At 70.4% G+C, this 24,337-nt stretch carries 14 protein-coding genes and 10 pseudogenes; 7 read left to right on the forward strand and 17 right to left on the reverse strand.

Translation table 11 applies throughout. The annotated features are described in order from the left end of the window. Positions 1-76: 76 nt before the first annotated feature. The 6 genes and pseudogenes from nicT to QA861_RS45545 form a co-directional block, all read right to left on the reverse strand. A complete protein-coding gene (gene nicT, locus QA861_RS45520; protein ID WP_334594814.1) occupies positions 77-1,156 on the reverse strand; it encodes a Nickel transporter NicT in 1,080 nt (359 codons plus the stop codon). A gap of 249 nt (positions 1,157-1,405) precedes the next feature. Further along, positions 1,406-2,083 carry an alpha/beta fold hydrolase gene (locus QA861_RS45525; protein ID WP_334595058.1) on the reverse strand — a complete coding sequence of 226 codons (678 nt, stop codon included), beginning with the start codon at positions 2,081-2,083 and terminating at the stop codon, positions 1,406-1,408. A gap of 29 nt (positions 2,084-2,112) precedes the next feature. Then, positions 2,113-2,325, reverse strand: coding sequence for a hypothetical protein (locus QA861_RS45530; RefSeq protein WP_334594815.1), 213 nt, complete (start codon positions 2,323-2,325; stop codon positions 2,113-2,115). Then, positions 2,322-3,139: pseudogene (locus QA861_RS45535) on the reverse strand (DUF1295 domain-containing protein). Before QA861_RS45535 ends, QA861_RS45530 begins: the two are co-directional and overlap by 4 nt. A 5-nt stretch (positions 3,140-3,144) precedes the next feature. Beyond that, positions 3,145-3,572, reverse strand: a pseudogene (locus QA861_RS45540) (class I SAM-dependent methyltransferase); the annotation flags it as partial. Positions 3,573-3,865: 293 nt separating this feature from the next. Beyond that, positions 3,866-4,636, reverse strand: coding sequence for a cobalt-precorrin-6A reductase (locus tag QA861_RS45545; protein ID WP_334594816.1), 771 nt, complete (start codon positions 4,634-4,636; stop codon positions 3,866-3,868). Between the two features lie 35 nt (positions 4,637-4,671). On the opposite strand from QA861_RS45545, the gene QA861_RS45550 reads away from it, so the two are divergent. The 3 genes and pseudogenes from QA861_RS45550 to QA861_RS45560 all read left to right on the forward strand — a co-directional run bounded on the left by QA861_RS45550 (position 4,672) and on the right by QA861_RS45560 (position 9,733). Next, complete coding sequence (locus QA861_RS45550; RefSeq protein ID WP_334594817.1) at positions 4,672-5,838, forward strand: cobalt-precorrin-5B (C(1))-methyltransferase; 1,167 nt, start codon at positions 4,672-4,674, stop codon at positions 5,836-5,838. A 141-nt stretch (positions 5,839-5,979) separates the two neighbouring features. Next, entirely contained in the window at positions 5,980-7,908 is a 1,929-nt protein-coding gene (locus tag QA861_RS45555; protein WP_334594818.1) for a potassium channel family protein, read from the forward strand. Between the two features lie 193 nt (positions 7,909-8,101). Continuing rightward, positions 8,102-9,733: pseudogene (locus QA861_RS45560) on the forward strand (nuclease/transposase family protein). 232 nt (positions 9,734-9,965) lie between these two features. Here the strand turns inward: QA861_RS45560 and QA861_RS45565 are convergent. From QA861_RS45565 to QA861_RS45595, 7 genes and pseudogenes are all read right to left on the reverse strand, one after another. Further along, on the reverse strand, positions 9,966-10,316 hold the full coding sequence (locus QA861_RS45565; protein ID WP_334594819.1) for a DUF6415 family natural product biosynthesis protein: 351 nt from the start codon (positions 10,314-10,316) through the stop codon (positions 9,966-9,968). Then, positions 10,313-10,540, reverse strand: coding sequence for a hypothetical protein (locus QA861_RS45570; RefSeq protein WP_334594820.1), 228 nt, complete (start codon positions 10,538-10,540; stop codon positions 10,313-10,315). The genes QA861_RS45565 and QA861_RS45570 overlap by 4 nt, the downstream gene beginning before the upstream one ends. A 674-nt stretch (positions 10,541-11,214) precedes the next feature. Further along, positions 11,215-12,402, reverse strand: a complete 1,188-nt coding sequence (locus QA861_RS45575; RefSeq protein WP_334594821.1) for a helix-turn-helix domain-containing protein — start codon at positions 12,400-12,402, stop codon at positions 11,215-11,217. 100 nt (positions 12,403-12,502) lie between these two features. Continuing rightward, positions 12,503-13,144, reverse strand: a complete 642-nt coding sequence (locus QA861_RS45580) for an HAD family hydrolase (protein ID WP_334594822.1) — start codon at positions 13,142-13,144, stop codon at positions 12,503-12,505. Positions 13,145-13,319: 175 nt separating this feature from the next. Next, entirely contained in the window at positions 13,320-13,811 is a 492-nt protein-coding gene (locus QA861_RS45585) for a DUF6023 family protein (protein ID WP_334594823.1), read from the reverse strand. A gap of 46 nt (positions 13,812-13,857) precedes the next feature. Next, the gene (locus tag QA861_RS45590; protein WP_334594824.1) at positions 13,858-14,445 is read right to left on the reverse strand and encodes a hypothetical protein; all 588 of its coding nucleotides are present in this window, start codon (positions 14,443-14,445) and stop codon (positions 13,858-13,860) included. 501 nt (positions 14,446-14,946) lie between these two features. Then, positions 14,947-16,781 (reverse strand): annotated as a pseudogene (locus QA861_RS45595) (S9 family peptidase). Positions 16,782-16,916: 135 nt separating this feature from the next. Here QA861_RS45595 and QA861_RS45600 point away from each other — a divergent pair. Further along, positions 16,917-17,732, forward strand: a pseudogene (locus QA861_RS45600) (SURF1 family protein). A gap of 51 nt (positions 17,733-17,783) precedes the next feature. Here QA861_RS45600 and QA861_RS45605 read toward each other — a convergent pair. Then, positions 17,784-18,065 (reverse strand): hypothetical protein, encoded by a 282-nt coding sequence (locus QA861_RS45605; protein ID WP_334594825.1) that lies wholly within the window; start codon positions 18,063-18,065, stop codon positions 17,784-17,786. On the opposite strand from QA861_RS45605, the gene QA861_RS45610 reads away from it, so the two are divergent. Beyond that, positions 18,057-18,278, forward strand: a complete 222-nt coding sequence (locus QA861_RS45610) for a hypothetical protein (RefSeq protein ID WP_334594826.1) — start codon at positions 18,057-18,059, stop codon at positions 18,276-18,278. The two genes, QA861_RS45605 and QA861_RS45610, sit on opposite strands and share 9 nt — an antisense overlap. Before the next feature lie 1,202 nt (positions 18,279-19,480). Here the strand turns inward: QA861_RS45610 and QA861_RS45615 are convergent. The 3 pseudogenes from QA861_RS45615 to QA861_RS45625 all read right to left on the reverse strand — a co-directional run bounded on the left by QA861_RS45615 (position 19,481) and on the right by QA861_RS45625 (position 23,108). Then, positions 19,481-20,053: pseudogene (locus tag QA861_RS45615) on the reverse strand (SigE family RNA polymerase sigma factor). 429 nt (positions 20,054-20,482) lie between these two features. Next, positions 20,483-21,499: pseudogene (locus QA861_RS45620) on the reverse strand (aspartate-semialdehyde dehydrogenase). A 330-nt stretch (positions 21,500-21,829) separates the two neighbouring features. Beyond that, positions 21,830-23,108 (reverse strand): annotated as a pseudogene (locus QA861_RS45625) (aspartate kinase). Between the two features lie 235 nt (positions 23,109-23,343). On the opposite strand from QA861_RS45625, the pseudogene QA861_RS45630 reads away from it, so the two are divergent. Together QA861_RS45630 and QA861_RS45635 are read left to right on the forward strand one after the other, a co-directional pair. Further along, positions 23,344-24,085: pseudogene (locus QA861_RS45630) on the forward strand (response regulator transcription factor). Next, a pseudogene (locus QA861_RS45635) lies at positions 24,082-24,337 on the forward strand (two-component sensor histidine kinase); the annotation flags it as partial. The pseudogenes QA861_RS45630 and QA861_RS45635, both read left to right, overlap by 4 nt.

A 24,337-nucleotide genomic window follows, 5' to 3' on the forward strand; every position in this document is an offset into this window, starting at 1 on the left:
CGGCCGGCACGAGCAAGGCCCCGCGCCCGGCGTGAGCAGGCGGCGTACGCCCGGAGCCGCTCGGCGGAGGGGGTGGTTACGTCTTTGTGTCCGCCAGGTTCGGGTTTGCCAGGCCGGAGGTCCATCTCTCCTCTATGCGGCCGACCTTCCACACCACCAGGGCTACGGCCCATGTCCCGAAGAACAGGCCGACGATGACGTAGCCGACGACGTTGAGGTCGAGGCCGGACACCCGGTCCCAGAACGGGCCGTGGAGGTCCGCCTGTTCGGCTATCAGGCCGAGCAGTTCGACCGTGCCGATGATGAGCGCGACGGCGACCGACAGTCCGGTGATCGTGAGGTTGTAGTAGACCTTGCGGACCGGCTTGGAGAACGCCCAGCCGTACGCGAAGTTCATGAACGAGCCGTCGATCGTGTCGAGCAGGGACATCCCGGCCGCGAAGAGGACGGGCAGGCACAGGATCGCGTACCAGGGCAGCCCCGACGCCGCACCCGACCCGGCCAGCACCAGGAGCGCGACCTCCGTGGCCGTGTCGAAGCCGAGGCCGAAGAGCAGGCCCAGGGGATACATCTGCCACGACTTGGTGATCGACTTCGTGAAGCGGCCCAGGAGACGGTTCATGAAGCCCCGGCTGCCCAGCTGCTCCTCCAGCGCGTCCTCGTCGAAGTGGCCGGTCCGCATCTGCCGGAACACCTTCCAGATGCCGATGAGGATGACCAGGTTGATGCCGGCGATGAGGTAGAGGAACGTCCCGGAGACGGTCGTACCGATGAGGCCGGTGACGTTGTGCAGGGTCGATCCGTCGTCCTGGACCGGTCCGGCGAGGGCCTTGACGCCCAGCGACAGCAGCAGGGTGAGGGCGAAGACGACACTGGAGTGGCCGAGCGAGAACCAGAACCCGACGGACAGCGGGCGCTGCCCCTCGCCCATCAGCTTCCGGGTCGTGTTGTCGATGGCGGCGATGTGGTCGGCGTCGAAGGCGTGCCGCATACCGAGCGTGTAGGCGGTCACGCCGATGCCGATGCCGAAGGCCTTCCCGCCCACGCTGTAGTGCTCGGGCGCGACGAGCGCGACCAGCGTGAACCAGCCGATGACATGCAGCGCCACGATGAAGGCGGCCATGCCACCGACCCTGATCCACTCCTCACGACTCATCGCTCCAGACTGCTGCCAGTCACAGTCACCTGCAATCAATGTGCAGTAAAGCTCCCGACAGGTTTCGGTCAGGGATGTCGGGGAGATTCGGGGGGTCTGAGATATCCGGGGGGTCTGAGAGATTCGGGAGATTCGGGACCGATCGCGTGCGCCGTCCTGGCCAGTCCCCACCCAGCGTGCTGATGCTCAGCAGCTGACCGCGACCACGTTCGCCGGGTACCTCACCCGTGGTGCCCGGCGAACCCGTCCTCAGAGGACGGGAAAACCACCGGGGCCGGGACCGGGGCCGTAGCAGTCCGCGGGCAGCGGGTCGGGGGTGCCGGTGGGGTCGAGGAGATGAGCGACGAGGGCCGCCGCCGTACCGTGCCAGAAGTGGTGGCGGCGCAGCATCGGGTGGTCTCCCCCGCCGACGAAGGCCATGCCCGCACTGACCGCCGTCGCCCGCGCCCGGCGTACGCAGTCGGCGGATTCGGCGGGCGAGGTGACGCGGTCCCGTTCGCCGTGCAGGGCGATGAGGTGCCTGCCGGCCAGTTGTTCCACCGGCTCGCCGGGCGGCCACCACGGAGCCAGCGCGACCACGCCGCGCACCTGCGGATGACCGGCGGCGCGCAGGGCGGCCCGGCCGCCCATGGAGTGGCCGAGCAGCACCGTGGGCACGGGCCCGGCCAGTTCGGCGAGTTCGTCCAGCGCCCGGCGGGTGTCGCTCACCGGGTCCGCCCGGGAGCCGTTCCAGCCGCGCAGCCGGTAGCGGACCTGGGCGACGAGGACGTCCTGGCCGGGCAAGGCGGCCGTCAGCGCTCGGACGAAGGGGTCCATCCGCAGGGCGGCGAGCTGCCAGGGCCGGGAGCGGCGGTCGCTGGCCTCCTGCCCGCCGTGCAGTACGACGACGGCGGCGCCCGGCGCCGACGGGCAACGGCGAGGCAGCAACGCGCTCGCGGGCGCGTCAAAAAAACCGGTCACGACGGGCCCGCCTCCCGCCCGCCGTGCAATACGACGACGGCGCCCGGCGCCGACGGGCAACGGCGGGGCAGCAACGCGCTCGTGGGCGCCGTGGGGAATCCGGTCTCGTACTGCCGCATGCCGCCGCTCTCCCAGCCCCGGTCCACGTGCCCGCGCGCACCGGCGGTGTTCGGGCCGGACGGCCCATTCTCCCCGACCCGGCCGGTCACGACGGGCCCGCCGCCTTCCGCCTCGGCGGACGCGGGAGGAAACCGCTGGTGCGGGCCACGTACTCCGCGTAGCCGGGCCGGTCGGCCATGTGCCGTTCCAGCAGGCGCTTTCCGCTGCCCGGGTCAGCAGCAGGCTCATCACCACCGGCGAGACAGCGGTCACGGCCGCCGCCTCCGGGGAGTCGCAGACCAGCAGGAACATGCCCCACCACACACAGAAGTCCCCGAAGTAGTTGGGATGCCGGGTCCAGGCCCACAGACCCCGGTCCATGATCCTGCCCCGGTTCGCCGGATCGGCCCTGAACCGGGCCAGCTGCGCGTCCCCCACCGCCTCGAAGCCGAGACCGACCGCCCACAACGCCACGCCGATCCAGGCGAGGACCGACAGCGGTCCGGCCACGTACTGCGCGGCCTGGACGGGCAGCGACACCAGCCAGACCAGCCCTCCCTGCAGCAGGTAGACCATGCGCAGGGCGTACAGGTTCCGGTTGCCGGGGGCCTTCGCGAGCAGTGCCTCGTAGCGCGGGTCCTCGCCGTGCCCCCGGCCCCGGCGGGCGATGTGCGCCGCCAGCCGCAGCCCCCACACCGCTGTCAGTACGGTCACCAGCAGGCGCCGTACGACATCACCGTCCCCGGCGGAGGCCACGAGGCTCACCATCGCCACCCCCGTGAACCCGATCCCCCAGGCGACGTCCACGATCCGGTGCAGGCCTGTGCGTACGGCGGCGGCGAAGGTGACGAGCATGACGGCGAGGGCAGCGGCGGCGGCCGGGGCGAGGCCCTGCGCGAAGGCCCCCCACGGGAAGCCGTCCACGCCGTTCACCGTCCCTCGTGGTGGGTGTTCAAGGTGGCGGCGGGCTCCTTCGTGAAGAGGTGCTGCTGGACGTCGAGGTAGCCGGAGCGGAACCCGGCCTCGGAGTAGGCGAGGTAGAAGGTCCACAACCGGCGGAAGGTCTCGTCGAAGCCGAGCGCCTCGACGTCGTCCGCACGTGCGGTGAACCGCTCCCGCCACAGTCGCAGGGTTTCCGCGTAGTGCGCGCCGAAACCGTCACGTCGGGCCGGGCGCAGGCGGGTGTGGTCGCGGACCGTGTCCTCGATCGCCCGTGTGGACGGGATGAACCCGCCGGGGAGGACGTACTTGTGGATCCAGGTGAAGGTGTCCCGGGTGGCGAGCAACGCTCGTGCGGCATGGTGATGGTCTGGAGCGACACCCGGCCGCCCGGGGCGAGCCGCGCGTCCAGGCTCCGCGGCGGATTGGCCGGCAAGGAGACGGCTCTGCCGAACTCCGGGGCGGAGCCGTGCCCGGAGTACGGGCGGGGCGGTGCCGGAGTACGGGCGGGGCCGTGCCCGGGGTACGGGTGGGGCCGTGCCCGGGGTACGGGTGGGGCCGTGCCCGGGGTACGGGCCCGGGCGGGGCGGTCAGCCCGGCTCGCACGGCGCGGGGCAACCGCCCAGCCGCAACGCCCGCACCACCCCGCCCCGGTTGGAGTCCCACCCGGGGACCCAGGCGGGAGCCGCGCCCGCACCCCGGCCGGGGCGGTCAGCCCGGCTCGCACGGCGCGGGACAGCCACCCAGCCGCAGCGCCCGCACCGCCTCCTCCGGCCCCTCGACCACGCGCACACCCTCGGGCACCGCCGGGCGCCGTACGACGACCACCGGGACGCCCGCTTCCCTCGCCGCCGTGAGTTTCGGGGCGGTGGCCGGGCCGCCGCTGTCCTTGGTGACGAGGACGTCGACGCGGTGGCGGCGCAGCAGTTCGCGTTCGCCGTCGAGGGTGAAGGGGCCCCGGTCGAGCAGTACCTCCATGCGGGCGGGGTGCGGAGCCTGTGGCGCGTCGACGGTACGGACGAGGAACCACAGCTCGTCCAGCGCGGCGCCGGCGAAGGCCGCCAGGCCCAGGCGCCCGGTGGTGAGGAACACGCGCCGGCCGAGCGTGGGCAGCAGCGCGGCGGCCCCCTCCAGGGAGCCGGCCCCGTGCCAGTCGTCGCCCTCGACCGGCACCCAGCCGGGACGCCGGAGCGCGAGCAGGGGAACATGGACCGCGGCGGCGGCCCGCGCCGCATGGAAACTGATCGTCCCGGCGAAGGGGTGGGTGGCGTCGATGAGCACGTCCACCCGGTGCGCGCGCAGCCACTCGGCGAGCCCCTCGGCCCCGCCGAAACCGCCGACGCGCACCTCGCCGGGCGGCAGCCGGGGCGCGGAGACCCGTCCGGCCAGCGAGTTCGTCACCCGGAGCACACCCTCTTCGGCCGCCAGGAGCTCGGCGAGACGGCGGGCCTCGGCCGTTCCGCCCAGGATCAGTACGTGCACGAGGACCGGGTTCCCTTCATGAGCGGCGAGTGGTGATGAGCGGCAGCGAGGCCAAGGGCGGCAGCGAGGCCAGGGGCGGGCGCGGCGCCCAACTCAAGCACACCGGCCTGCGCCCCGGCTGGACCACCGGCGCCTGTGCGACCGCCGCCACGACAGCGGCGTACACCGCCCTGCTGACCGGCGACTTTCCCGACCCGGTGACGATCACGCTGCCCAGGGGCCAGACACCGGCGTTCGCGCTGGCCACCGAGGAGCTGACCGGCTCGTACGCCATGGCGGGCATCGTCAAGGACGCGGGCGACGACCCGGACGTCACCCACGGCGCACTGGTCCGCGCGACCGTGCGCCGACTGCCCGCCGGGTCCGGCGTCGTCTTCCGGGCCGGTCCGGGCGTCGGCACGGTCACCCGCCCCGGACTACCGCTGCCGGTCGGCGAACCGGCGGTCAACCCGGTCCCCCGGCAGCTGATGCGCGACCACGTGGCCCGGGTGGCGGCCGAACACGGGGGGAGCGGCGACGTCGAGATCACCGTCTCCGTCGACCACGGCGAGGAGATCGCCAGGTCCACCTGGAACCCGCGTCTGGGCATCCTCGGCGGCCTGTCCATCCTGGGGACCACCGGGATCGTCGTCCCCTACTCCTGCTCGGCGTGGATCGACTCGATCCGGCGGGGCGTGGACGTGGCCCGGGCCGCCGGGCACACCCATGTCGCCGGGTGCACCGGCTCGACCTCGGAGAAGACGGTCGTGGCCGCCTACGGACTCCCCGAGCAGGCCCTGCTCGACATGGGCGACTTCGCGGGAGCGGTACTGAAGTACGTACGACGTCATCCCGTCGACCGGCTCACGATCTGCGGCGGGTTCGCGAAACTGTCGAAGCTGGCGGCCGGTCACCTGGATCTGCACTCCGCCCGTTCGCAGGTCGACCTGGGCCTCCTCGCCGAACTGGCCCGGCGCGGCGGCGCGAGCGAGACACTGGCCGCCGAGGTCACGGGCGCCAACACCGGCCTCGCGGCACTGCAGTTGTGCGCGGCGGCCGGTGTCCCGCTCGGCGACCTGGTCGCGGTGGCCGCACGCGACGAGGCCCTGACCGTGCTGCGCGGGGCGCCCGTCGCGGTCGACGTGATCTGTATCGACCGGGCGGGGCGGATCGTGGGCCGCAGCGGGGTGTCCGACGGGGTGCACAACGGGGGGCGAGCCTGACCGCGGATTTGATCATCCGACGGGCCCCGGCCCGCAACCGCCCGTCCCGGTACGGCAGTCTTCTCCCTCGTGGCGATCCTGGGGAACCTTCCGAGTCAGAGCGGGCCGAACGGGCCTCGTACCGGTGATCCCGCCGCGCACATGATCGTGGCCGGGGACGACGGGCTCGCCCACCGTCTTGCCCACGAACTCCGCAACGTCTACGGCGAGCAGGTCACACTCGTCGTCCCGCCCTCGGAGCGGAACGTACGGCCACCGGTGGTCGTCCGGGCCGCCGGAACCGCGTCGGCGCTGCTCGACCGGATGTCCGCGGCCGTCAACCGGGCGGCGGGCAACGGGACTACGGGCGGGGCAGGCAGTAGTGAACCCGGGCCGCACGCAGGGATGTTGGAAGCCGTCGAGGCGACCGAGGCCGTACTCGCCCAGGCGGGCGCGGAGCGGGCCGCGGCCCTGGCCCTCGTGTACGACGACGACGAGACCAACATCCGCGCGGCACTCACCGCCCGCCGCCTCAACCCACGACTGCGGCTCGTACTGCGGCTCTACAACCGACGGTTGGGCCAGCACATCGAGGAACTCCTCGACCAGGCATCGGTGTTGTCGGCGGACCCCGGCGACGGCACGACCGAGCCCGGCGATCTCGACGCGTCGACCACCGTCCTGTCCGACGCCGACACCGCCGCCCCCGCGCTCGCCGCCACCGCCATCACCGGGACCAGCAAGGTCGTCCAGACCGACAGACTGCTGCTGCGCGCCGTTGAACGGCAGCCACCGGCGCCGGGCGAGGTCGCCGACCCCGGCCTGCACACCCTCGCCCTGCTCTCCGCCACGAGCAGCGACCCGGCCGGTGCGGACGGCTCCGAGGGCAGCGGTGACCAGGGACCCCGGCTGCTCCCCGACGCGGCCGCGGTCGCGGCGGCGACCGGACGCGGAACGGTCGTGCTGCAACAGGTGTCGTACGCGTACTCCGGGACGTCGATGTCGGGCGGGCGCGGGCGGGGCGTCGTGCCGCCGTTCGCTTCCCTGTTCTCCCAGCGGCTGCGGTGGTCGCTGGCCGGGATGGTCGGGTGCGTGATCGCCCTCGCCATCGCGCTGACGATCGCGACGGGGGACCATCCCGTCCACGCGACCTACCTGACCCTGCTCGACCTCTTCGCGATCAACGACCCGGCGCTCGGCGCCTCGATGCCCCGCCAGATCCTCCAACTCCTCTCCGGACTCGTCGGGTTGCTGCTGCTGCCGGTCCTGCTGGCCGCCGTCCTGGAGGCGCTCGGTACGTTTCGCAGCGGATCGGCGGTACGGAAGCCGCCGCGCGGGCTGAGCGGGCACGTGGTGCTGCTCGGGCTCGGCAAGATCGGTACCCGGGTGCTGACCCGGCTGCGTGAACTGAACATCCCGGTGGTGTGCGTCGAGGCGGACCCCGACGCGCGCGGACTCGCGACGGCACGGCGGCTGCGGGTGCCGGTGGTGCTGGGCGACGTGACCCAGGAGGGCGTCCTGGAGGCCGCGAAGATCAACCGCGCGCAGGCCCTCCTCGCCCTCACCAGCGCCGACACGACGAACCTGGAGGCCGTCCTGTACGGGCGTTCCGTACGGCCCGACCTGCGCGTCGTCCTGCGCCTGTACGACGACGACTTCGCCACCGCCGTGTACCGCACCCTGCGCGCGGCGCACCCCGGCGCCACCACCCGCAGCCGGAGCGTGTCGCACCTGTCGGCGCCCGCGTTCGCCGGGGCGATGATGGGCCGCCAGACGCAGATCCTGGGCACGATTCCCGTCGAGCGACGGGTGCTGCTGTTCGCCGCGATGCGGGTGGGCGGGCATGCGCAGTTGGAGGGGCGGACGGTCGGGGAGGCGTTTCGGGCGGGGTCGTGGCGGGTGCTGGCGCTGGACACGGGGGTGAGCCCCGGCTCCGAGGGCGCCGGGGAGGACGCCCGGCCCTCGGGGCTGGTGTGGGATCTGCCGGCGACGTATGTGCTGCGGGCGGAGGACCGCGTGGTGCTGGCTGCCACCCGGCGGGGGTTGGCGGAGCTGTTGGGTCGGCGGCGGGGGGAGCGGGCGGGCATTTAGAGCTGCTGCCGCGGGAGCGCGTGTAAGTGCGTTCTGGTGAGCGGGAGTGAGTGCTGCTGGTCTCGGTCGTGTCGCGCGCTTCGCCCGTAGGGCCGGTTTCAGTGAGGAACTGACGTTCCTAGGTCGAATGCGTGACCTTCCCGGGTGGTGCTCGTTTCCCACGGCGACGGGATCTTCGGGCGGGGGTGGCGGGGTGGGTGAGCTGAGGAGTATCGCGGCGTCGTTCGTCGCGTCCGGTCCGTCCGGTGTGGCCGTGCGGACCCGCCTCAAACTCCTGACGCCGGGCGATGAGAAGGTGCTGCGGCTGGTGGGGGCGCATCTGGGGTCGCTGGCTTCCAAGGACCTCAAGACACGATGCCGGGACGGCCTGTCGCCTTCCGGTGCGGCGTGGGCGGTGCGGAAGCGGGAGTTGACGCCACTGTCGTCATCGCGGTGGGCGGGCAGTATCACCAAAGCCACCCATGACCAGTGGGCGCTGGCCCGGCGCTGCCAGTCGGCGCATGTCCAGAACCTGGAAGCAGGCGTCCGCGCCATCGAGCGCCGCCTGTCCCTGCCGGTCGGGCAGAAGGGGACAAAGAAGGCGCCCGGGGGTTACCGGTCCCAGCGGGAATGGCACGCGAAGTCCCGGCGGCTGCGGGTCCTGGAAGACCGGCTTGCCGCCGCACGCGCCGACCGCGAGGCCGGTGTCGTGCATGTCGTGCGCGGCGGCAAGCAACTGGCCCGCACCCGCCACCACCTGGAGGCGGCCGGGCTGACGGAGTCCGCGTGGCGTGGGCGGTGGGAGGCGGAGCGCTGGTTCTGCCAGGCGGACGGGGAGTCCTGGAAGCGCTACGGCAACGAGACCATCCGTATCAGCCCCGACGGCGAGGTCAGCATCAAACTCCCCGCACCGCTGGGGTATCTGGCGAACGCCCCGCACGGCCGGTACGTCCTCGCCTGCCGGGTCGTGTTCGCGCACCGGGGCGGCGAGTGGGCGGACCGCGTTGCGGCGAACCGGGCGATCGCCTACCGCATCCACCTGGACACGGGCCGGGACCGCTGGTACGTGACAGCGTCCTGGCAGATCCCGCCCACCTCGACCGTGCCGATGGAGGCCGCGCTCGCCCACGGGGTGATCGGCGTCGACATGAACGCCGACCACCTCGCCGCCTGGCACCTCGACACCCACGGCAACCCCACCGGCAGCCCGCGCCGCTTCTCCTACGACCTGACCGGTACCGCCGGACACCGCGACGCCCAGGTCCGCCACGCCCTCACCGGCCTCCTGCACTGGGCCCGAACGTGCGGCGTGAAGGCGATCGCGGTGGAAGACCTGGACTTCACGGCGGAGAAGACCCGGGAGAAGCACGGCCGCAGGAAACGCTTCCGCCAGCTGATCTCCGGCATGCCCACCGGCAAACTCCGTGCCCGGCTGTCCTCGATGGCCGACCAGTCGGGTATCGCGGTCATCGCCGTCGACCCCGCCTACACCAGCCGGTGGGGTGCCCAGCACTGGCAGAAGCCCCTCACCACAACCACCTGTAAGACAACTCGCCATGATGCTGCTGCCGTGGCGATCGGAAGGCGCGCCCAGGGACACCCGATCCGGCGACGGACGACACCGCCCCCACCACCCCGGAGAGATGCGGTGGGGCATCGGACCGTCCAGGCCGGACCAGGAGTCCCTGGACGTGAGGAACCCCGCCCCCGCATCCCCGGACCACGGACACGATCCGTGCCGCCCGGACGCGGAGCGAACGCGGGCAACCAGAACGCCCAACACCGTCCGGGGCGTTCGGCCGAGCATGAGTTTTGGCAACAAGACTCACTCCCGCTCAGTCTCTAGGAACGGTGTAGGTTTTCGCCCCCGCCGCATCTACCGGGCCCGTCCTGTGCCCGCGATCCGTGCGTGACAGCGGCAGCGGACACGGAGCAGGACGCCCGTGCTCTGCGACAGAAGTACGTCATCGGTCTGACAGCGCCTGCCGTGCGTGTCGGTGCAGTCGAGAAACTTCGCGGCCGTGCACTCGGCGGACAGCGTCAAGTCTTCTGCGGATCTGGCGCTCATTGCCCAGCTGCTATGCGCCGCGCAGGTTCTCGTAGTGGTCGCACAGGGCATTCAAGGAGCGGGAAAGACGGCGCGCGTACGCGAGGTGGGAACTCAGGCCGGGGCTCGGCTTGATGCGCAGCTTCCTGCACGTCTCGGAGATGGCCATCCGGGCGTCCGCGCGGATGAGGGTGTCGTCACCGCGCCGTGCGGAGGCAGCCCGCCCCACTTCGGGGATGATGAGCGCCAGGTGCCCCCGCAGCATGAGCATCAGCGTGTGAAGTTCCTCCACGGAGGGCACCGCGGCGTCTGGCACGAGCAGTCGGTACGCGCTGGCGCGCATCGTCTCGACGTCCAGGGGCAGGGAGGTGTTCGCCGTCACAACCACTCTCCCCGTGAACGAGCGTTGGCCACCGCGACGGCCGAACTCAGAGCGTCGGCGTCGGTGACGGGCCGGAGATTCTCCGGCCGCGCATCCCATTCCCGGCCACCACCGACCGGCCGCACCTGTACGTACGGCCCCTCACAGCCCATGACCTTGCCGATCCTGCCTGTGTCGGCGTCCTCGACGGTGTCGCCCAGATTCGGCTTGTACACGGTCACCATCACCGAGCCCCCTGCGCCGACAAGGCCAGCGCTCGCGCCTGTCCGTTCGGTGGAAAGGCGTGAGCGCGCACCGGAGTGGCTGCGCCCGGCTCGATGTCCCGAGCGGGCACCGACACCAACTCTTGGCGCTGAGCCCTGCGACGTCGGGCATGGATGAGGATGGCTCCCCACATCTCCGGCGACGGATCGCGCGCGATCATGCCTGAGCCGTCTTCCCGGTCCGCATCAGGAGTGGGACTGCTGGATGCAGCCGGCCCGAGCAGGAGTGTTCTCACCCGTTCGAGCAATCGTGGTACAAGGTTCACGTCGACTCCTTCGTAGTCGGCCATGCCCCGGGGTGTTCGCGCACCGCCGGGGCCTGCTGGCGTCTCTCCCAACGGAGGTCACGCCGAGGTCATGCCGCTCGGCACCCGCACGTGACGATCTGCCACACGCGGGTGCTGCCACGGACCACTACGTGTCCGGCCGTGCGCAGGGTCTTGTTGACGGCCCCGCAGTGGAAGCAGAGCTCACCGTGCAGTCGAACGAGCCTCACGCGCTCGTCAACGACCGTCGGCACGAGCGGGAGTGCGTTGGGCATCCCCGATTCCCATCTGTTGGTTCCTACGCATGTGACAGATGGTGGGGTCCGACAAGAGGCACAAGTACCCCAGTGAGGGGTAGTTGGGGGGCGCTCAGGTGGCAGCGCACCATTCGGCGAAGCTGGTGACGCTCTCCGAGTCGGAACGCTTCAAACGACGAAGCGTGCCAGCGTCCTCACGGACCCACCGGTGTTCACGCGTGTGCTGCGGGGCGATATGCCGCGCGACCTTCAGCGACTCGAAAGCATCATCCGCGAGCCCGGACCATAACTGGGCCCGGGCAAGCTCGATGTAGAAACCGGAGCGACGTTCAGCCGGAAGGTCTTGGGGCGGCTTCCACTCCCCTGCGACGTCAAGGGCGCGGTGAACGTGGTCGGTTCCAAGACTGACGGCGACAGACACCTCGTGGATACGGACGGACTCGGGACCGAACGCAGTGCCGCAGTACACGTCTTCCTGCACTTGGTCGGCAAGTGAGCGAGCCTCGCCAAGGTGAGTGGCGGCGGCGGAGGGATCATGTGCCCGGCCCGCAATGACGGCCGCTCGCATGTGTAGTGCGCCGCGTGCTGCGATCTCCGGCGTCGTACGAGCGGCTGGTGCGGAGTCCAGGGCCTGCTCCAAGGCACGCAGTCCCGCAGCGTGTGCACGTGCGGCGAAGAAGGTCTCGGTGCGCACGTAGGCGACGGACGCGGACAGAAGCGGATCGCCCGCCTCGGGCCCGGCCCACCGCATGAGATCGATCAGGCGCGCGGACAGGTCGCGGGCGCCGAACTTGTACGCGACGGCATCCGCGGAGCGATAGGCCCTGACCAGGAGTCCAGCCAGTTCGGCTCGCTCTACGGCGGAAGCCGAGTGATAGCCGCGGGCAAGCTCGCCGAGGAGTTCAGGCAGCTCGCGGGCGATGCGGGTGTACTGCGCTGCCAGTCTCCAGCGGGCGGCTTCGGCGACAGCTGCCCGCAGCTCAGGGACAGGACGGACCGGGCCGTCGTCGGGAAGGTCGTACGTCGCGATCGCCGCAGACAACGCGGGCAGGGCGTCGTGGACGCGAGTGCGAGTGGTGTCCCGGTCGGCGAGGAGGAGAGTGGGATCGATACCGAGAGCGTCTGCGATGGCTTCGAGGGTGGTGCCGCTGACACCGCGCTCACCACGCTCGATCTTGCGGATGGTGCCGAGTGCCACGCACGCGGCAGCCGCCAGTTCTTGCTGCGACATCTTCGGACGGACAACACTGCGGTAGTAGGCGATCCGCCTTCCTACCCCGCCGCCGGTGGGTGCAGCCATGGTTGCTCCAGTTCAGGGCCTCACGCTGAACCGTACCTGGGCCGAGACACAGCGAGGATGCGAACAGCCCCACTGGGCTGGCTGTTGGGGCCGACCGCTGTCAGCCACCGACGATCTCCGTGAGCTGGGTGAGGCTGTCGATCCGCCAGTCCGCCATCGCGACGACATCCGGGTCGTTCGCCCATAGATGTCCCCACGGGCCACGCCGGATGTGAGCGACGCGCAGCCCGGCCGCCTTCGCCGGGAAGACGTCGTTGGCAGGATGGTCGCCCACGTACACGGTCTCGTTCGGTGCCGCCTGGGCTACGTCCAGAACACGCTCGAAGAATGCCGGCTGGGGCTTCGCGACACCCCACTCCCCCGACGTCACGATCAGGTCCGACGGGAGACCCAGGCCGCGAAGTAGCTCACCTGCACGAGCCGTCTGGTTGCCTGCGATGATGACGCGCACCCCGAGCTTCCGCAGTCCGGACAGAGCAGACCGTACGTCACCGTAGAGATCGCTCTCATCGAGCTGCTCACCACGGCCAGCAGCTTCGCGGGCCCGATATTCGGCGTCGATGTCGATGTCCGGCCGAACAAGACGAAGGGCGTCGGCGTTGTCGCGGCCCTGGGCCACAACAGCACCGACGAGCGCGGAGAGGGTGTGGCGGGGGACGGCCAGCCAATCGGCCCAGGAAGCCCAATAGCGATCGTCCCGGGTGATCGTCTCTCCGATGTCCAACACAACGGTCTCAGTCACTTTGCGAGCCTAGAACACATGCCCTCAGCTTCACCCGCTTGAGCGTCCAGCCCTGGAACTCGTCATCCCAGCCGTGCACCAGCGGGCCTCGCCTCAACTCCGGCGCCAGCCATGCCCGTTGCCAGGCCCTCGTACGAGCGTCCCAGTATCGCTACTGGGACGCCCCATGCCCGGATTACAGGGCGTCGATCTGCCAAGCGATCACACCGGTCGCCCCCTTGGCGCCGTTAACGTTGATGCGAACCAGCTTGTCCACAGTGATCCGCTGCTGGACCACTGACTTATCACATGGCACCGAGGCCGCTGTACCAGCGTTTGTGGGCACGAACTCCAATTCTGCGCTACCACTGCCAGCGCAAATCAAGTTGAGCCGATAAATCTTGCCCTTGCTCAGCCCGGGTTCGGTGTGAATACCGTCGGTCACACGTTCCACACCAGCCTCGACAAGCGCCCCGCCGTGAACGGCGGCGAGGGCCGCCTGAGCCTGATTGGTGAGTTCTTTCTCCGACGGCCCAGTTGCCGTTGGAGTCGAGCGCGATGGAGGCAACTGTGAAGAACTCTCAGCTTCGCCCCCGACACTGTCGGATTCTGTGCACGATGTGAGCAGGAAAGCCACCACTACGGCGCTTCCGGCGAGCCGGACCGCACGCAGGTACGAAGATGTCATGAGTTGGTTTCCCAAAAGTGCCAGCCGGTTTCATCTGTGGGTAGCGTCACAGTACCGCGACCGATCTCTTGAGGAGCGCCGCAGCCATCACGGATGGATCGGTACCTCTTCCAGCTCGTCTTATATCCCAGGAACCGTACTGCATGTGCCCATACTTGTTGCTTTTGATCGGGCGGGTATAGGTATGACCTGTAGAGACAGACACGCTGCCAGCAACCTTGACGGAAATCGTGGTCTTGGCCTTCGCAAGGAGGGCTCCGGCCGACCATTCGCCACTACCCGAGACTTCGAGGGATATAGTGCCGGTCTTGGTCACGGCAACCGTCATGGTGCCGCCCGGCCCATCCTTGAACTTGGTCCCGTTCCACCACGAAGGAACGAAATATGCCTTATTGGATGAGAACTCGTACCACGTCCGCGGGCCGTCACATATACGCGTATCCCTATCGTTAATCGGCTTGTCAGTCCCGTCTTCCCAGCCCGGTTTGTCATTGATCTCCGTCGCCTGGTCGACAGAAACGGCCGCGCCATCCGCCGCCTCTTCCTCTGCGGCAGCAGTTCCTGCAGCCCCAAAGCAAAGAAGCAGTGCGGCAATGGCAGCGCCGGTCGAAGCACGCCGCGAACCGATGCCCATGTGACACCTTTCCGGTGGACCGCCCCCGTGGCGATCAAGCACACTGACACTATGCGCAGGGCATGCACGCGACAAGCAGATACCCAAGGTCCTGAGGGTAACTTGAGGGTATAAAGTCTGCTGGCCTCCTTCTCTCCGAAGTGGAAGCTCCAGACGCCAGACCGACGCACCAATTTCGGTAATTGTCGGGCTAAATATGGCGCTGATGGTGGCCATGACCCAATCCATTGGCGGCACCCCACCGCTTGAGCCCCTGCCGCCCTACTACCGCGAGATCCTGGCTCTCTACCGCCACTGAGCCGCAGCACACCGAAGGCTTGCACACCCTGCTGAAATTCCTGGTCAACCACAGCATGTTCGCCGAACCCGGGCTGGGGCGGGGCCGGGCCGGGCCCTTCAGCTCGCCGACCACGAGGCGAAGGGCGCTCGGTGTAAGCAGAGCGCAAGTACAGCGACGATCACGGCACCGTCGCCATAGTCGGCTCCCAGAACCCCGTCGACTCACGCCCCCAAATGCCGCTCCACGAACTCCAGTTCAAGCCGGACCTGCTTGATCCGCTCGTCCACCACCAGGGAGCCGTGTCCTGCCTCGTAGCGGTACACCTCGTGGACCGCGCCCCGGGACTCCAGGCGCTTGACGTAGTTGTCGATCTGGCGGATCGGGCAGCGCGGGTCGTTCACGCCGGCCGAGATGTACACCGGCGCGGTCACCGCGTCGACGTATGTCAGGGTGAGGACGCCTCGAAGCGTTCCGGGACCTCCTCAGGGGTGCCGCCCAGCAGCGTGCGGTCCATCGCCTTCAGGGCTTCCATCTCGTCGTGGTAGGCCGTGACGTAGTCCGCGACCGGCACCGCCGCGAGGCCCAGTGCCCACGCTTCGGGCTGGACACCGAGGCCGAGCAGCGTGAGGTAGCCGCCCCAGGAACCGCCGGAGAGGATCAGCCGGTCCGGGTCCGCGAGGCCCGAGCTCACCGCCCATTCCCGTACCGCCGCGATGTCCTCCAGCTCGATCAGACCGACCCGGTGCTTGAGGGCGTCGGTCCACTCACGCCCGTACCCGGTGGAGCCCCGGTAGTTGACCCGCACCACCGCGTACCCGTGGTCGACCCAGGCCGCCGGGCCCGCCGCGAACGAGTCGCTGTCGTGCCAGGTGGGACCGCCGTGGATGTCGAAGACCGTCGGGAACGGGCCGTCCGCCCCCGCCGGCTTCTGCACCAGGGCGTGGATACGGCCCCCCGGCCCCTCCACCCACACGTCCTCCACGGGCACCGAACCCGGCGACTTCAGCCCGGGCGGATCCAGGACCACCGCTCCGGTCGTCGAGCGCACCGACGACGGCTGCGCCGACGACGACCACAGGTACTCCACGCTGCCGTCGGGCCGGGCCGTCGCCCCCGAGACCGTGCCGGCGGGCGTGGGCACCTTCACCAGTTCGCGCGAGCCCAGGTCGTAGCGGAACAGCTCGCTGCGCGCCTCGAAGCCGTGGGCGATCAGGAGGCCCGAGCCGTCCGGATACCACTCCGCGCTCACATCACCCGGCAGTTCGAGGCCGAGGTCCGTCTCCTCCCCGCTCACCACGTCCCATACGAGGGGCTCCCAACGCCCGCGCCGCTGATGCCCGACGAGCAGCCGTGTGTCGCCCTCCACCGGCGCGAAGCCCAGCACCTCCAGGCCCAGTTCCTCCGCGCCGTCCTTGGTGTCGTCGAGTTCGGCGACCGTCGTACCGTCCGGGCGCAGGACGCGCAGCGCCGAGTGCATCGCGTCGCCGTGTTCCGTGTGCTCGATCGCGATCAGCGAACCGTCGTGCGAGAGGTCACCGACGCCCGCCGACTCACGGTGCCGGTAGATCACGGTCGGGGACGCGCCGGCCACCGCCAGATGGATCGTCGTACCGTCCTCGTCCGTCGAGCGCCCCACCACCGCCGTACGACCGTCCCGGGCCAGCGCGAGCCCCGCCGGGTACGAGGCGTCCAGGCCGGGCGTCGCCAGCTCGTCCTCGGCGTCGTCCGCGCCGCCCCCGAACGGCTGCCGGCGCCACACGCCGAACTCGTCGCCGTCCTTGTCGTCGAACCACCAGATCCACTCGCCGTCGGGCGACAGCACGCCGTCCGTCGTGCCGTTCGGCCGGTTCGTCACCTGGCGCTGCTCGCCCGTGGCGCGGTCCCAGGCATACAGCTCGTACGTGCCCGTCGCGTTGGACACGAACAGGGACCGGTCGGGCGCGTCCTCCGCCCAGTCGGGCAGCGACACCCTCGGCGCCCGGAACCGCTTCTCCCAGTCCGGGACGGTCGTGTCGGACGTATGCGTGGTCGGCGTGGACCCGTTGCTCTCAGCCATGGCCCCATACTGCCCGCCCGGCACGACAATCCGCCGCCGAGGTCCCCAGCCTGTGGACAACTCGGGCTGTGGACGCTGTGGACAACTCCGACCCCGCGAGCCCGGCGCCCACCCCCGCCCCGTACCTTGGAAGGCGTGTACCGGTTTCTGCTGACGCCCCGTTGGTGGGGGATCAACGTCTTCGTGCTGCTCGCCATCCCCTTCTGCGTGTTCATGGGGTCGTGGCAGCTGAGCCGGTTCGAGGACCGGGTGCAGGACCACAGGACCGCCACCAAGGAGGTCTCCGCCGAGAAGGGGAGGCCGCCCGGCCGCTGGCCGAGCTGCTGCCCGTCGACGAGAAGACCTCCGGGACCGCGTCACCGTCACCGGGCGATACGCCGAACAACTGCTCGTCCCGGGCCGACAGCTCGACGACCGGGACGGCTACTACGTACTGACCCTGCTGCGCACCGACGGGGGCAGCGCGCTGCCCGTCGTACGGGGCTGGCTGCCCGGTACCGCCGACCCCGCGAAGGCTCCCGCCCCGCCGACCGGCGAGGTCACCGTCATCGGTGCGCTGCAGGCGTCCGAGTCGCCGGGTCCAACGGTGTGAGCGCGGTGGGCGGTCTCCCGGCCGGGCAGACCGGCGCGATCAGCGCCGCCTCGCTGGTGAACCTCGTGCCGTACGACGTGTACGACGCCTGGGTCACCCTCGACAAGGGCGACTCGGGGATGAAGGCCGTACCCGCGACCGCGCCCGCGAACACCGGGCTCGACCTGAAGGCGTTCCAGAACCTCGGCTACACCGGCGAGTGGTTCGTCTTCGCGGGCTTCGTCGTCTTCATGTGGTTCCGGCTGGTGCGCCGCGAGGCGGAGTTCGCCCGGGACGCGGAGCTGGGGATCACGCCGCCCGACGAAACGCCCGCCGAGACGCCCTCCGCGGAACCGACGCGGGAAGGCGCCAGCGCCTGACCCGGGCTGGACTGGACTGGCTGTGACGCGTGGCCGACCCGTACGGGACCGCTACGACGTCGCCGCCATGACCCCGGTCTTGTACACCGTGCCCGCGCACGCGTTCGACACCGTCGCCGTCACCGTGGGCGAGCCGGCCTCCGCCGTGTAGGACACCGCCACGCTGCCGTCGGCGACTGTGCCGTCCTCCGTCAGCAGCTGGGCCGAGGTGCCCGTGTCGCCGCCGGTGGAGGTGGTCGCGGACGAGTCGGTGCTCTCGCTCGGGGTGGGCGCCGGGACTCCGTGGAGCCGCCCGTGGTGCCGCCGTCGGAGCCGGTGCCGGTCGTGGGGCATGTCTCCGAGGGCACCCAGGCGAACTGCACCGTGTACGCCGCGCCGGGTGCCAGCACCAGTCCGCTGACCGAGAGGCCCGGGTCGGGCAGGCCGCTCGCCGCGTCCCCCGCCGTGTGGTCGGCGGTGCCCACCTTCGACGAGTCCGCCGCGCCCTGCGCCAGCGGGACACCGTGCCTGCGCCGCCGACCGTACAGCTGGCGCTGGAGACGTTGACGACCCGGAACGTGCCGTAGACCACACCGCTGGCGTCCGGATCGCCGACCGAACCGGTGGCCGAGCCCAGCTGGGTCGCGTCGCAGATGGTCGACGTCACGGCACTGGACGTCGGATCGGCGCCGCCGGTCGTGCTGCCGCTGCCGCTGCCCTTGTCCGGGTCACCGGCGCCGCCCGAGGGAGTGCTCGACGGCTTGTCCTTGACCGTGCCCGAGTTGCCCCCGGACGTGCTCTCGCCGCCGTCGGGGCCCTTGCTCGTGCCCTTGTCCCCGTCGGTCGCCGAGCCGTGGCCCGCGATGACGGAGGGGTCGGACGCGGCGCCGGTGACGTTCGAGACGTGCAGGAGGGCCGGGACGGCCGTGCCGATGAACAGCGCGGCGGCGGCCAGACCGATGGCGGCGTGCCGCTTGCGGGCCCGTCGGCGGGCACCGCTTGCCGAAGATGGTCCAGCACCGCGTCGGTCGGCTGAATTCCGCCCACCGCCTGGTGCAGCATCGTGCGCAGTGCCAGCTCTTCCGAGCCGAGCCCGTCCAGGGCCTCGTCGTCGGGGCCGTGATTCACAGTTCCGTTCCCAGCGTGCGATTGCTTGTGCTCTTGGTCGTGGCGGCCTGGTCCGGTGACTCCGGCCGGCCAACTCCCGTTGGATCGGGCCCCCTTGCCGGAAACCCTACCGGCCCGGAACTCCACGGGCCGGAAACCGTCGCTCCCCCAGCCGACACCCCCGTGCCCTTCACGCCCGGCTACCGCCGAGCCCGAATCGCCGTGTTCCGAGCCCTCACCTTCGGAGCCCTCGCGTCCCGGCGCCTCGTGTCGCGAGACCCGGGTTCCGAGACCCCGTGTCCCGAGACCTCGGATGCCGAGACGTCGTGTCCGGAGACCCGGGTTCCAAGACGTCGTGTGCCGAGACCCCCGGCTCCGAGACCTCGTGTCCCGAGACCCCCGGCTCCGAGACCTCGTGTCCCGAGACCCCCGGCTCCGAGACCTCGTGTCCCGAGACCCCCGGCCCCGAGACCCCGGTTCCGAGATCCCGGGTTCCGAAGCCTCCGACCCTCGCGCTTCCGGCCCCTGCGCCTCGGCCCCCCGTGCCCGGTCCTTCTCCTGCCCCTGCACCGGTTCCTGCACCGGTTCCTGCGCCTGGTCCCGCTCCCGCTCCCGCTCCCGGTCCTGGCCCTGGTCTTTCCGGTCCTGGCCTTGATCGCCGCTCATGCCGGTTCCTCCATGGCGATGCGCAGCGCGGCGATGCCCCGTGAGCCGTACGCCTTCACCGAGCCGAGCGATATGCCCAGCGTCTCGGCGACCTGCGCCTCGGTCATGTCCGAGAAGTAGCGCAGGACGAGGACCTCGCGCTGGCGGCGCTGCAGGCCCTTCATCGCCTTGATGAGGGAGTCGCGCTCCAGCAGGTCGTACGCCCCCTCCTCCGCGCTCGCCATGTCCGGCATCGGCTTGGAGAGAAGCTTCAGGCCGAGGATGCGGCGGCGCAGCGCGGAGCGGGAGAGGTTCACCACCGTCTGGCGCAGATAGGCGAGCGTCTTCTCCGGTCACGGACGCGCTTGCGCGCGGAGTGGACCCGGATGAAGGCCTCCTGGACGACGTCCTCGCAGGACGCGGTGTCGTCGAGGAGGAGCGCGGCGAGGCCGAGGAGGGAGCGGTAGTGGCGCGGTACGTCTCGGTCAGGTGATCGACCGTCGTCCCCGCCGCCACGCTCTCGTCAACGCCGTCACGCTGGTTGGGTATGCGGCCGGCCGCGCTGCGGGCATCGGCGCGATCACCGGCATGCCGCCGTGCGTACCCGCACGCGGGGTCGGCGGGCGGACGCAGGGCTGTGCCGCGCGTCGCCGCTCTGAAGTCCAGTACCTCTGCCACGCATGTTGGACACGCATCCCCCCGTCAGGGTTGTACGCATCCGGCATCACTTTTGCGTCATCCGACACAGCCACCCTCATGCGTCCCGCTCTTCCCCTAAATCCATGGTCACCGCGCGTCCCCCGCATGGTCACGACGTCCCACGCCCCGGAAGGGCGACCGCAAAGACGCTCCCCGCCACCCGCGCGGTTGCGGGCAGCGGGAGCAAAACTTCTGTTCGCGCCGTTCTCACCTGGATCCTACAAACGTTTTCTGCCGCAATCAGAGTGGTTTCCGACAAGATCAACAGATCGCTACGGACCGCACAGAGCGTTACCCGCAGGTCAGGCGGGCCGGCGCGGTCAGGCCCGCTCGGCCGCCACCAGCTCGGCGATCTGTGTCGTGTTGAGCGCGGCGCCCTTGCGCAGATTGTCGCCGCACACGAAAAGTTCCAGCGCGGTCGGGTCGTCCAGCGACCGCCGGACCCTGCCGACCCAGGTCGGGTCGGTGCCGACCACGTCCACCGGGTCGGGAACTCCCCCGCGTCCGGTTGTCGAACAGCACGACCCCGGCGCGGTGGCGATGATCTCCCGGCTCCGGCGACGGTGACCTCGCCCTGGAAGCGGGCGTGGACGGTCAGCGCGTGCGCGGTGACGACCGGCACGCGTACGCAGGTCACGGCCACGGGAGCTTCGCCAGGCCGAGGATCTTGCGGGACTCGTCCCGCAGCTGCATCTCGTCCGACGACCAGCCGTCCGCTTGGGCGGAACCGGCCCACGGTACGACGTTCAGCGCGACCGGCTCGGGAACGGGCCCGTCCCGTCGCCCACGGCCCGCCGTACGTCTCCGGGCTGGTCCCCAGTTCCGTACCGGCGACCAGGGACAGTTGCCGGCGCAGGGTGTCGACGCCGGCCCGTCCCGCCCCGCTCACCGCCTGGTACGTGGAGACCACCAGCTCGCGCAGGCCGTACTCGGCGTGCAGCGCGCCCAGGGCGACGATCATCGACAGGGTCGTGCAGTGCGGGCTGGCGATGATCCCGCGCGGGCGCTGCCGTACCGCGTGCGGGTTGACCTCGGGGACGACGAGGGGGACGTCCGGGTGCATCCGAAGGCGTTCGAGTTGTCGATGACGACGACGCCCTTGGCGGCGGCGATCGGCGCCCACCGCTCGGCGATGTCCTCGGCACGGAGAACATCGCGACGTCGACGCCGTCGAAGGCCTCCTCCGACAGCGCCACGACCTCGACCTCCTCGCCACGCACGGTCAGCTTGCGGCCGGCCGATCGCGGTGAGGCGACGAGACGGATCTCGCCCCAGATGTCCGCGTGCTGGGACAGGATCCGGAGCATGACGGCACCGACGGTGCCGGTCGCTCCCACAACCGCGAGCGCGGGCCGCCCGGCGGACCGGGCACGGCGATCGCCCCGGACGCGGACACCCGGGTCCGGCTGTCGCCCCGGACGCGGACACCCGGGGTCCGGCTGTCGCCCCGGACGCGACCGACCCGACCCCCACCGACCGGGCGCAGCCGACCGAGGCCCCGCCGAACCGGTCACGCCGGCCCACTCGGGCACACCCGTCGATCGAACCGCGACCGCCCCGGCACGGCGATCGACGCGGACTCGGCCGACCGGGACGCGGCCGACCCAGGACCGGCCGGACCGGTCACGCAGGCCCACCCGGCAAACCGGTCGATCCGGGTGGAGGCATCAGCGGCCGGTGCCTCCGTAGACGACGGCTTCGTCGCTGTCGGAGTCGAGGCCGAAGGCCGAGTGGACGGCGCGGACGGCCTCGGGACGTCGTCCTGGCGGTGACGACCGAGATGCGGATCTCGGAGGTCGAGATGAGCTCGATGTTCACGCCCGCGTCGGACAGCGCCTGGAAGAAGGACGCGGTGACGCCCGGGTTGGTCTTCATCCCCGCGCCGACCAGCGAGATCTTGCCGATCTGGTCGTCGTAGCGCAGCGAGTCGAAGCCGATCCCGCCCTTCGCCTTCTCCAGGGCGTCGATGGCCTTGCGGCCCTCGGACTTGGGGAGGGTGAAGGAGATGTCCGTGAGACCGGTCGACGCGGCCGACACGTTCTGCACGATCATGTCGATGTTGATCTCCGCGTCCGCGATGGCCCGGAAGATCACCGCGGCCTCGCCCGGCTTGTCCGGGACGCCGACGACCGTGATCTTGGCTTCGGAGACGTCGTGGGCGACTCCGGAGATGATGGCGTGCTCCACCTGCTGGTCCCCTTGCCACTCGGGCTTCTCGTTGCTGACCCAGGTGCCCGGCAGTCCGGAGAAGGACGAGCGCACATGGATCGGGATGTCGTAACGGCGGGCGTACTCCACACACCGGTGGAGCAGCACCTTGGAGCCGGACGCGGCCAGCTCCAGCATGTCCTCGGAGGAGATCCAGTCGATCTTCCGGGCCTTCTTCACCACGCGCGGGTCGGCGGTGAACACACCGTCGACGTCGGTGTAGATCTCGCACACCTCGGCGTCGAGGGCGGCGGCCAGCGCGACGGCGGTGGTGTCCGACCCGCCGCGCCCCAGCGTGGTGATGTCCTTCTTGTCCTGGCTGACGCCCTGGAACCCCGCGACGATGGCGATGTTGCCCTCGTCCAGCGCGGTCCGGATACGCCCCGGCGTGACATCGATGATCCGGGCTTTGTTGTGGACCGAGTCGGTGATGACGCCTGCCTGGCTGCCGGTGAACGACTGGGCCTCGTGACCCAGGTTCTTGATCGCCATGGCCAGCAGTGCCATGGAGATCCGCTCTCCGGCGGTCAGCAGCATGTCGAACTCACGCCCGGCAGGCATCGGAGACACCTGTTCGGCGAGATCGATCAGCTCGTCCGTCGTGTCGCCCATCGCGGAAACGACGACGACCACCTGGTGGCCGTTCTTCTTCGCTTCCACGATTCGCTTGGCGACGCGCTTGATGCCCTCGGCATCGGCTACGGATGAGCCTCCGTACTTCTGCACGACAAGGCCCACGTGCGCTCCTAGCTCAGTCCGTCTGCGGTCGGCTCAGTCTAACGAGCGGCCGAATTCCCCTTACGGGATATCGCATGGTGAGATGTCCCGCTCACACAGCGATCTTCGGCCGCTCCAGCGGAGCTCCTGCCCATCCGCCCACGGAATACTCGCGAGACGCGCGTCAGACACGTGTGACCTGTGACGTCGACCGTGAAACAAGTGTGAATTAAGTTTCAAGGATTAGAGTGCGGCTGTGCGCGTACTCCTGGTGGAAGACGATGAACCCGTGGCCCAGTCGCTCCGTCGCGGCCTGCTGCGCTACGGCTTCGAGGTGGCGTGGGTCCCCACGGGCGGCGCGGCACTCAGCCACTCCGAGCCGTACGACGTCGTCCTGCTCGACCTCGGCCTGCCCGACACCGACGGCCTGGACGTCTGCAGGGCGCTGCGCGAACGCGGTGACGTCCCGATCATCGTCATCAGCGCGCGCAGCGACGAGACGGACCGGGTGGTCGGCCTGGAGCTCGGCGCGGACGACTACGTCTCCAAGCCCTTCGGCGTACGAGAGGTCATCGCACGCATAAGGGCGGTGATGAGGCGCGTACAGCCGCGCGCCCATGCCGACGCCGGCCCCGACCGGTACGGCACCCGCCTGACGGTCGACCGCAAGGCCGCCCGGGTCCGCCTGGACGGCGACGAGGTCGCCCTCGCGCCCAAGGAGTACGACCTGCTGGCCTTCCTCACGGAGGAGCCGGGCGCGCTGATGTCGCGCGAGCAGATCATGGAGGCCGTCTGGGACGCGAACTGGTTCGGGCCGACGAAGACGCTCGATGTGCATGTGGCGGCCGCTGCGGCGGAAGCTCAAGGGCGCGATCGCGATCGAGGCGGTCCGGGGCGTCGGCTTCCGGCTGGAGATCGCCAAGGACGCCGAGCACGGCGGGAACGGCGGGAACGGCGGGAACGGCAAGGGCGGCGACGAGAGCTCGGGCGTCTCATGAACCGCCAGCTCATCCGCAGCTACATCCTGCTCGTCCGCGGTCGCCATCCTGCTGTTCACGGTGCCGGTGGCGTTCACTCTCACCGCGCAACTGCGGGGCGACACCAGGCAGTCCGTCCTGCGCGAGGCCAACACCATGGCGTTGCTGCTGGGCAACGGGGACCACATCTCGTGCGAGGCCCTGACCGAGGTGGCCGAGGCGTACGGCGAGTCGACGCCCGGCATGGTCCAGGTCACCCCCATCCGCGACTGC

The organism is Streptomyces sp. B21-083, assembly GCF_036898825.1.
Lineage (GTDB): Bacteria > Actinomycetota > Actinomycetes > Streptomycetales > Streptomycetaceae > Streptomyces.

What these genes read in the sequence shown, in the direction of transcription:
- QA861_RS45550 (WP_334594817.1), top strand. Translation starts at nt 4,672, where the DNA reads ATGAGCGGCAGCGAGGCCAAGGGCGGCAGCGAGGCCAGGGGCGGGCGC.
- nicT (WP_334594814.1), bottom strand. Translation starts at nt 1,156, where the DNA reads ATGAGTCGTGAGGAGTGGATCAGGGTCGGTGGCATGGCCGCCTTCATC.
- QA861_RS45590 (WP_334594824.1), bottom strand. Translation starts at nt 14,445, where the DNA reads ATGGGCATCGGTTCGCGGCGTGCTTCGACCGGCGCTGCCATTGCCGCA.
- QA861_RS45570 (WP_334594820.1), bottom strand. Translation starts at nt 10,540, where the DNA reads ATGGTGACCGTGTACAAGCCGAATCTGGGCGACACCGTCGAGGACGCC.
- QA861_RS45555 (WP_334594818.1), top strand. Translation starts at nt 5,980, where the DNA reads ATGATCGTGGCCGGGGACGACGGGCTCGCCCACCGTCTTGCCCACGAA.
- QA861_RS45575 (WP_334594821.1), bottom strand. Translation starts at nt 12,402, where the DNA reads ATGGCTGCACCCACCGGCGGCGGGGTAGGAAGGCGGATCGCCTACTAC.
- QA861_RS45585 (WP_334594823.1), bottom strand. Translation starts at nt 13,811, where the DNA reads ATGACATCTTCGTACCTGCGTGCGGTCCGGCTCGCCGGAAGCGCCGTA.
- QA861_RS45605 (WP_334594825.1), bottom strand. Translation starts at nt 18,065, where the DNA reads ATGCCCCACGACCGGCACCGGCTCCGACGGCGGCACCACGGGCGGCTC.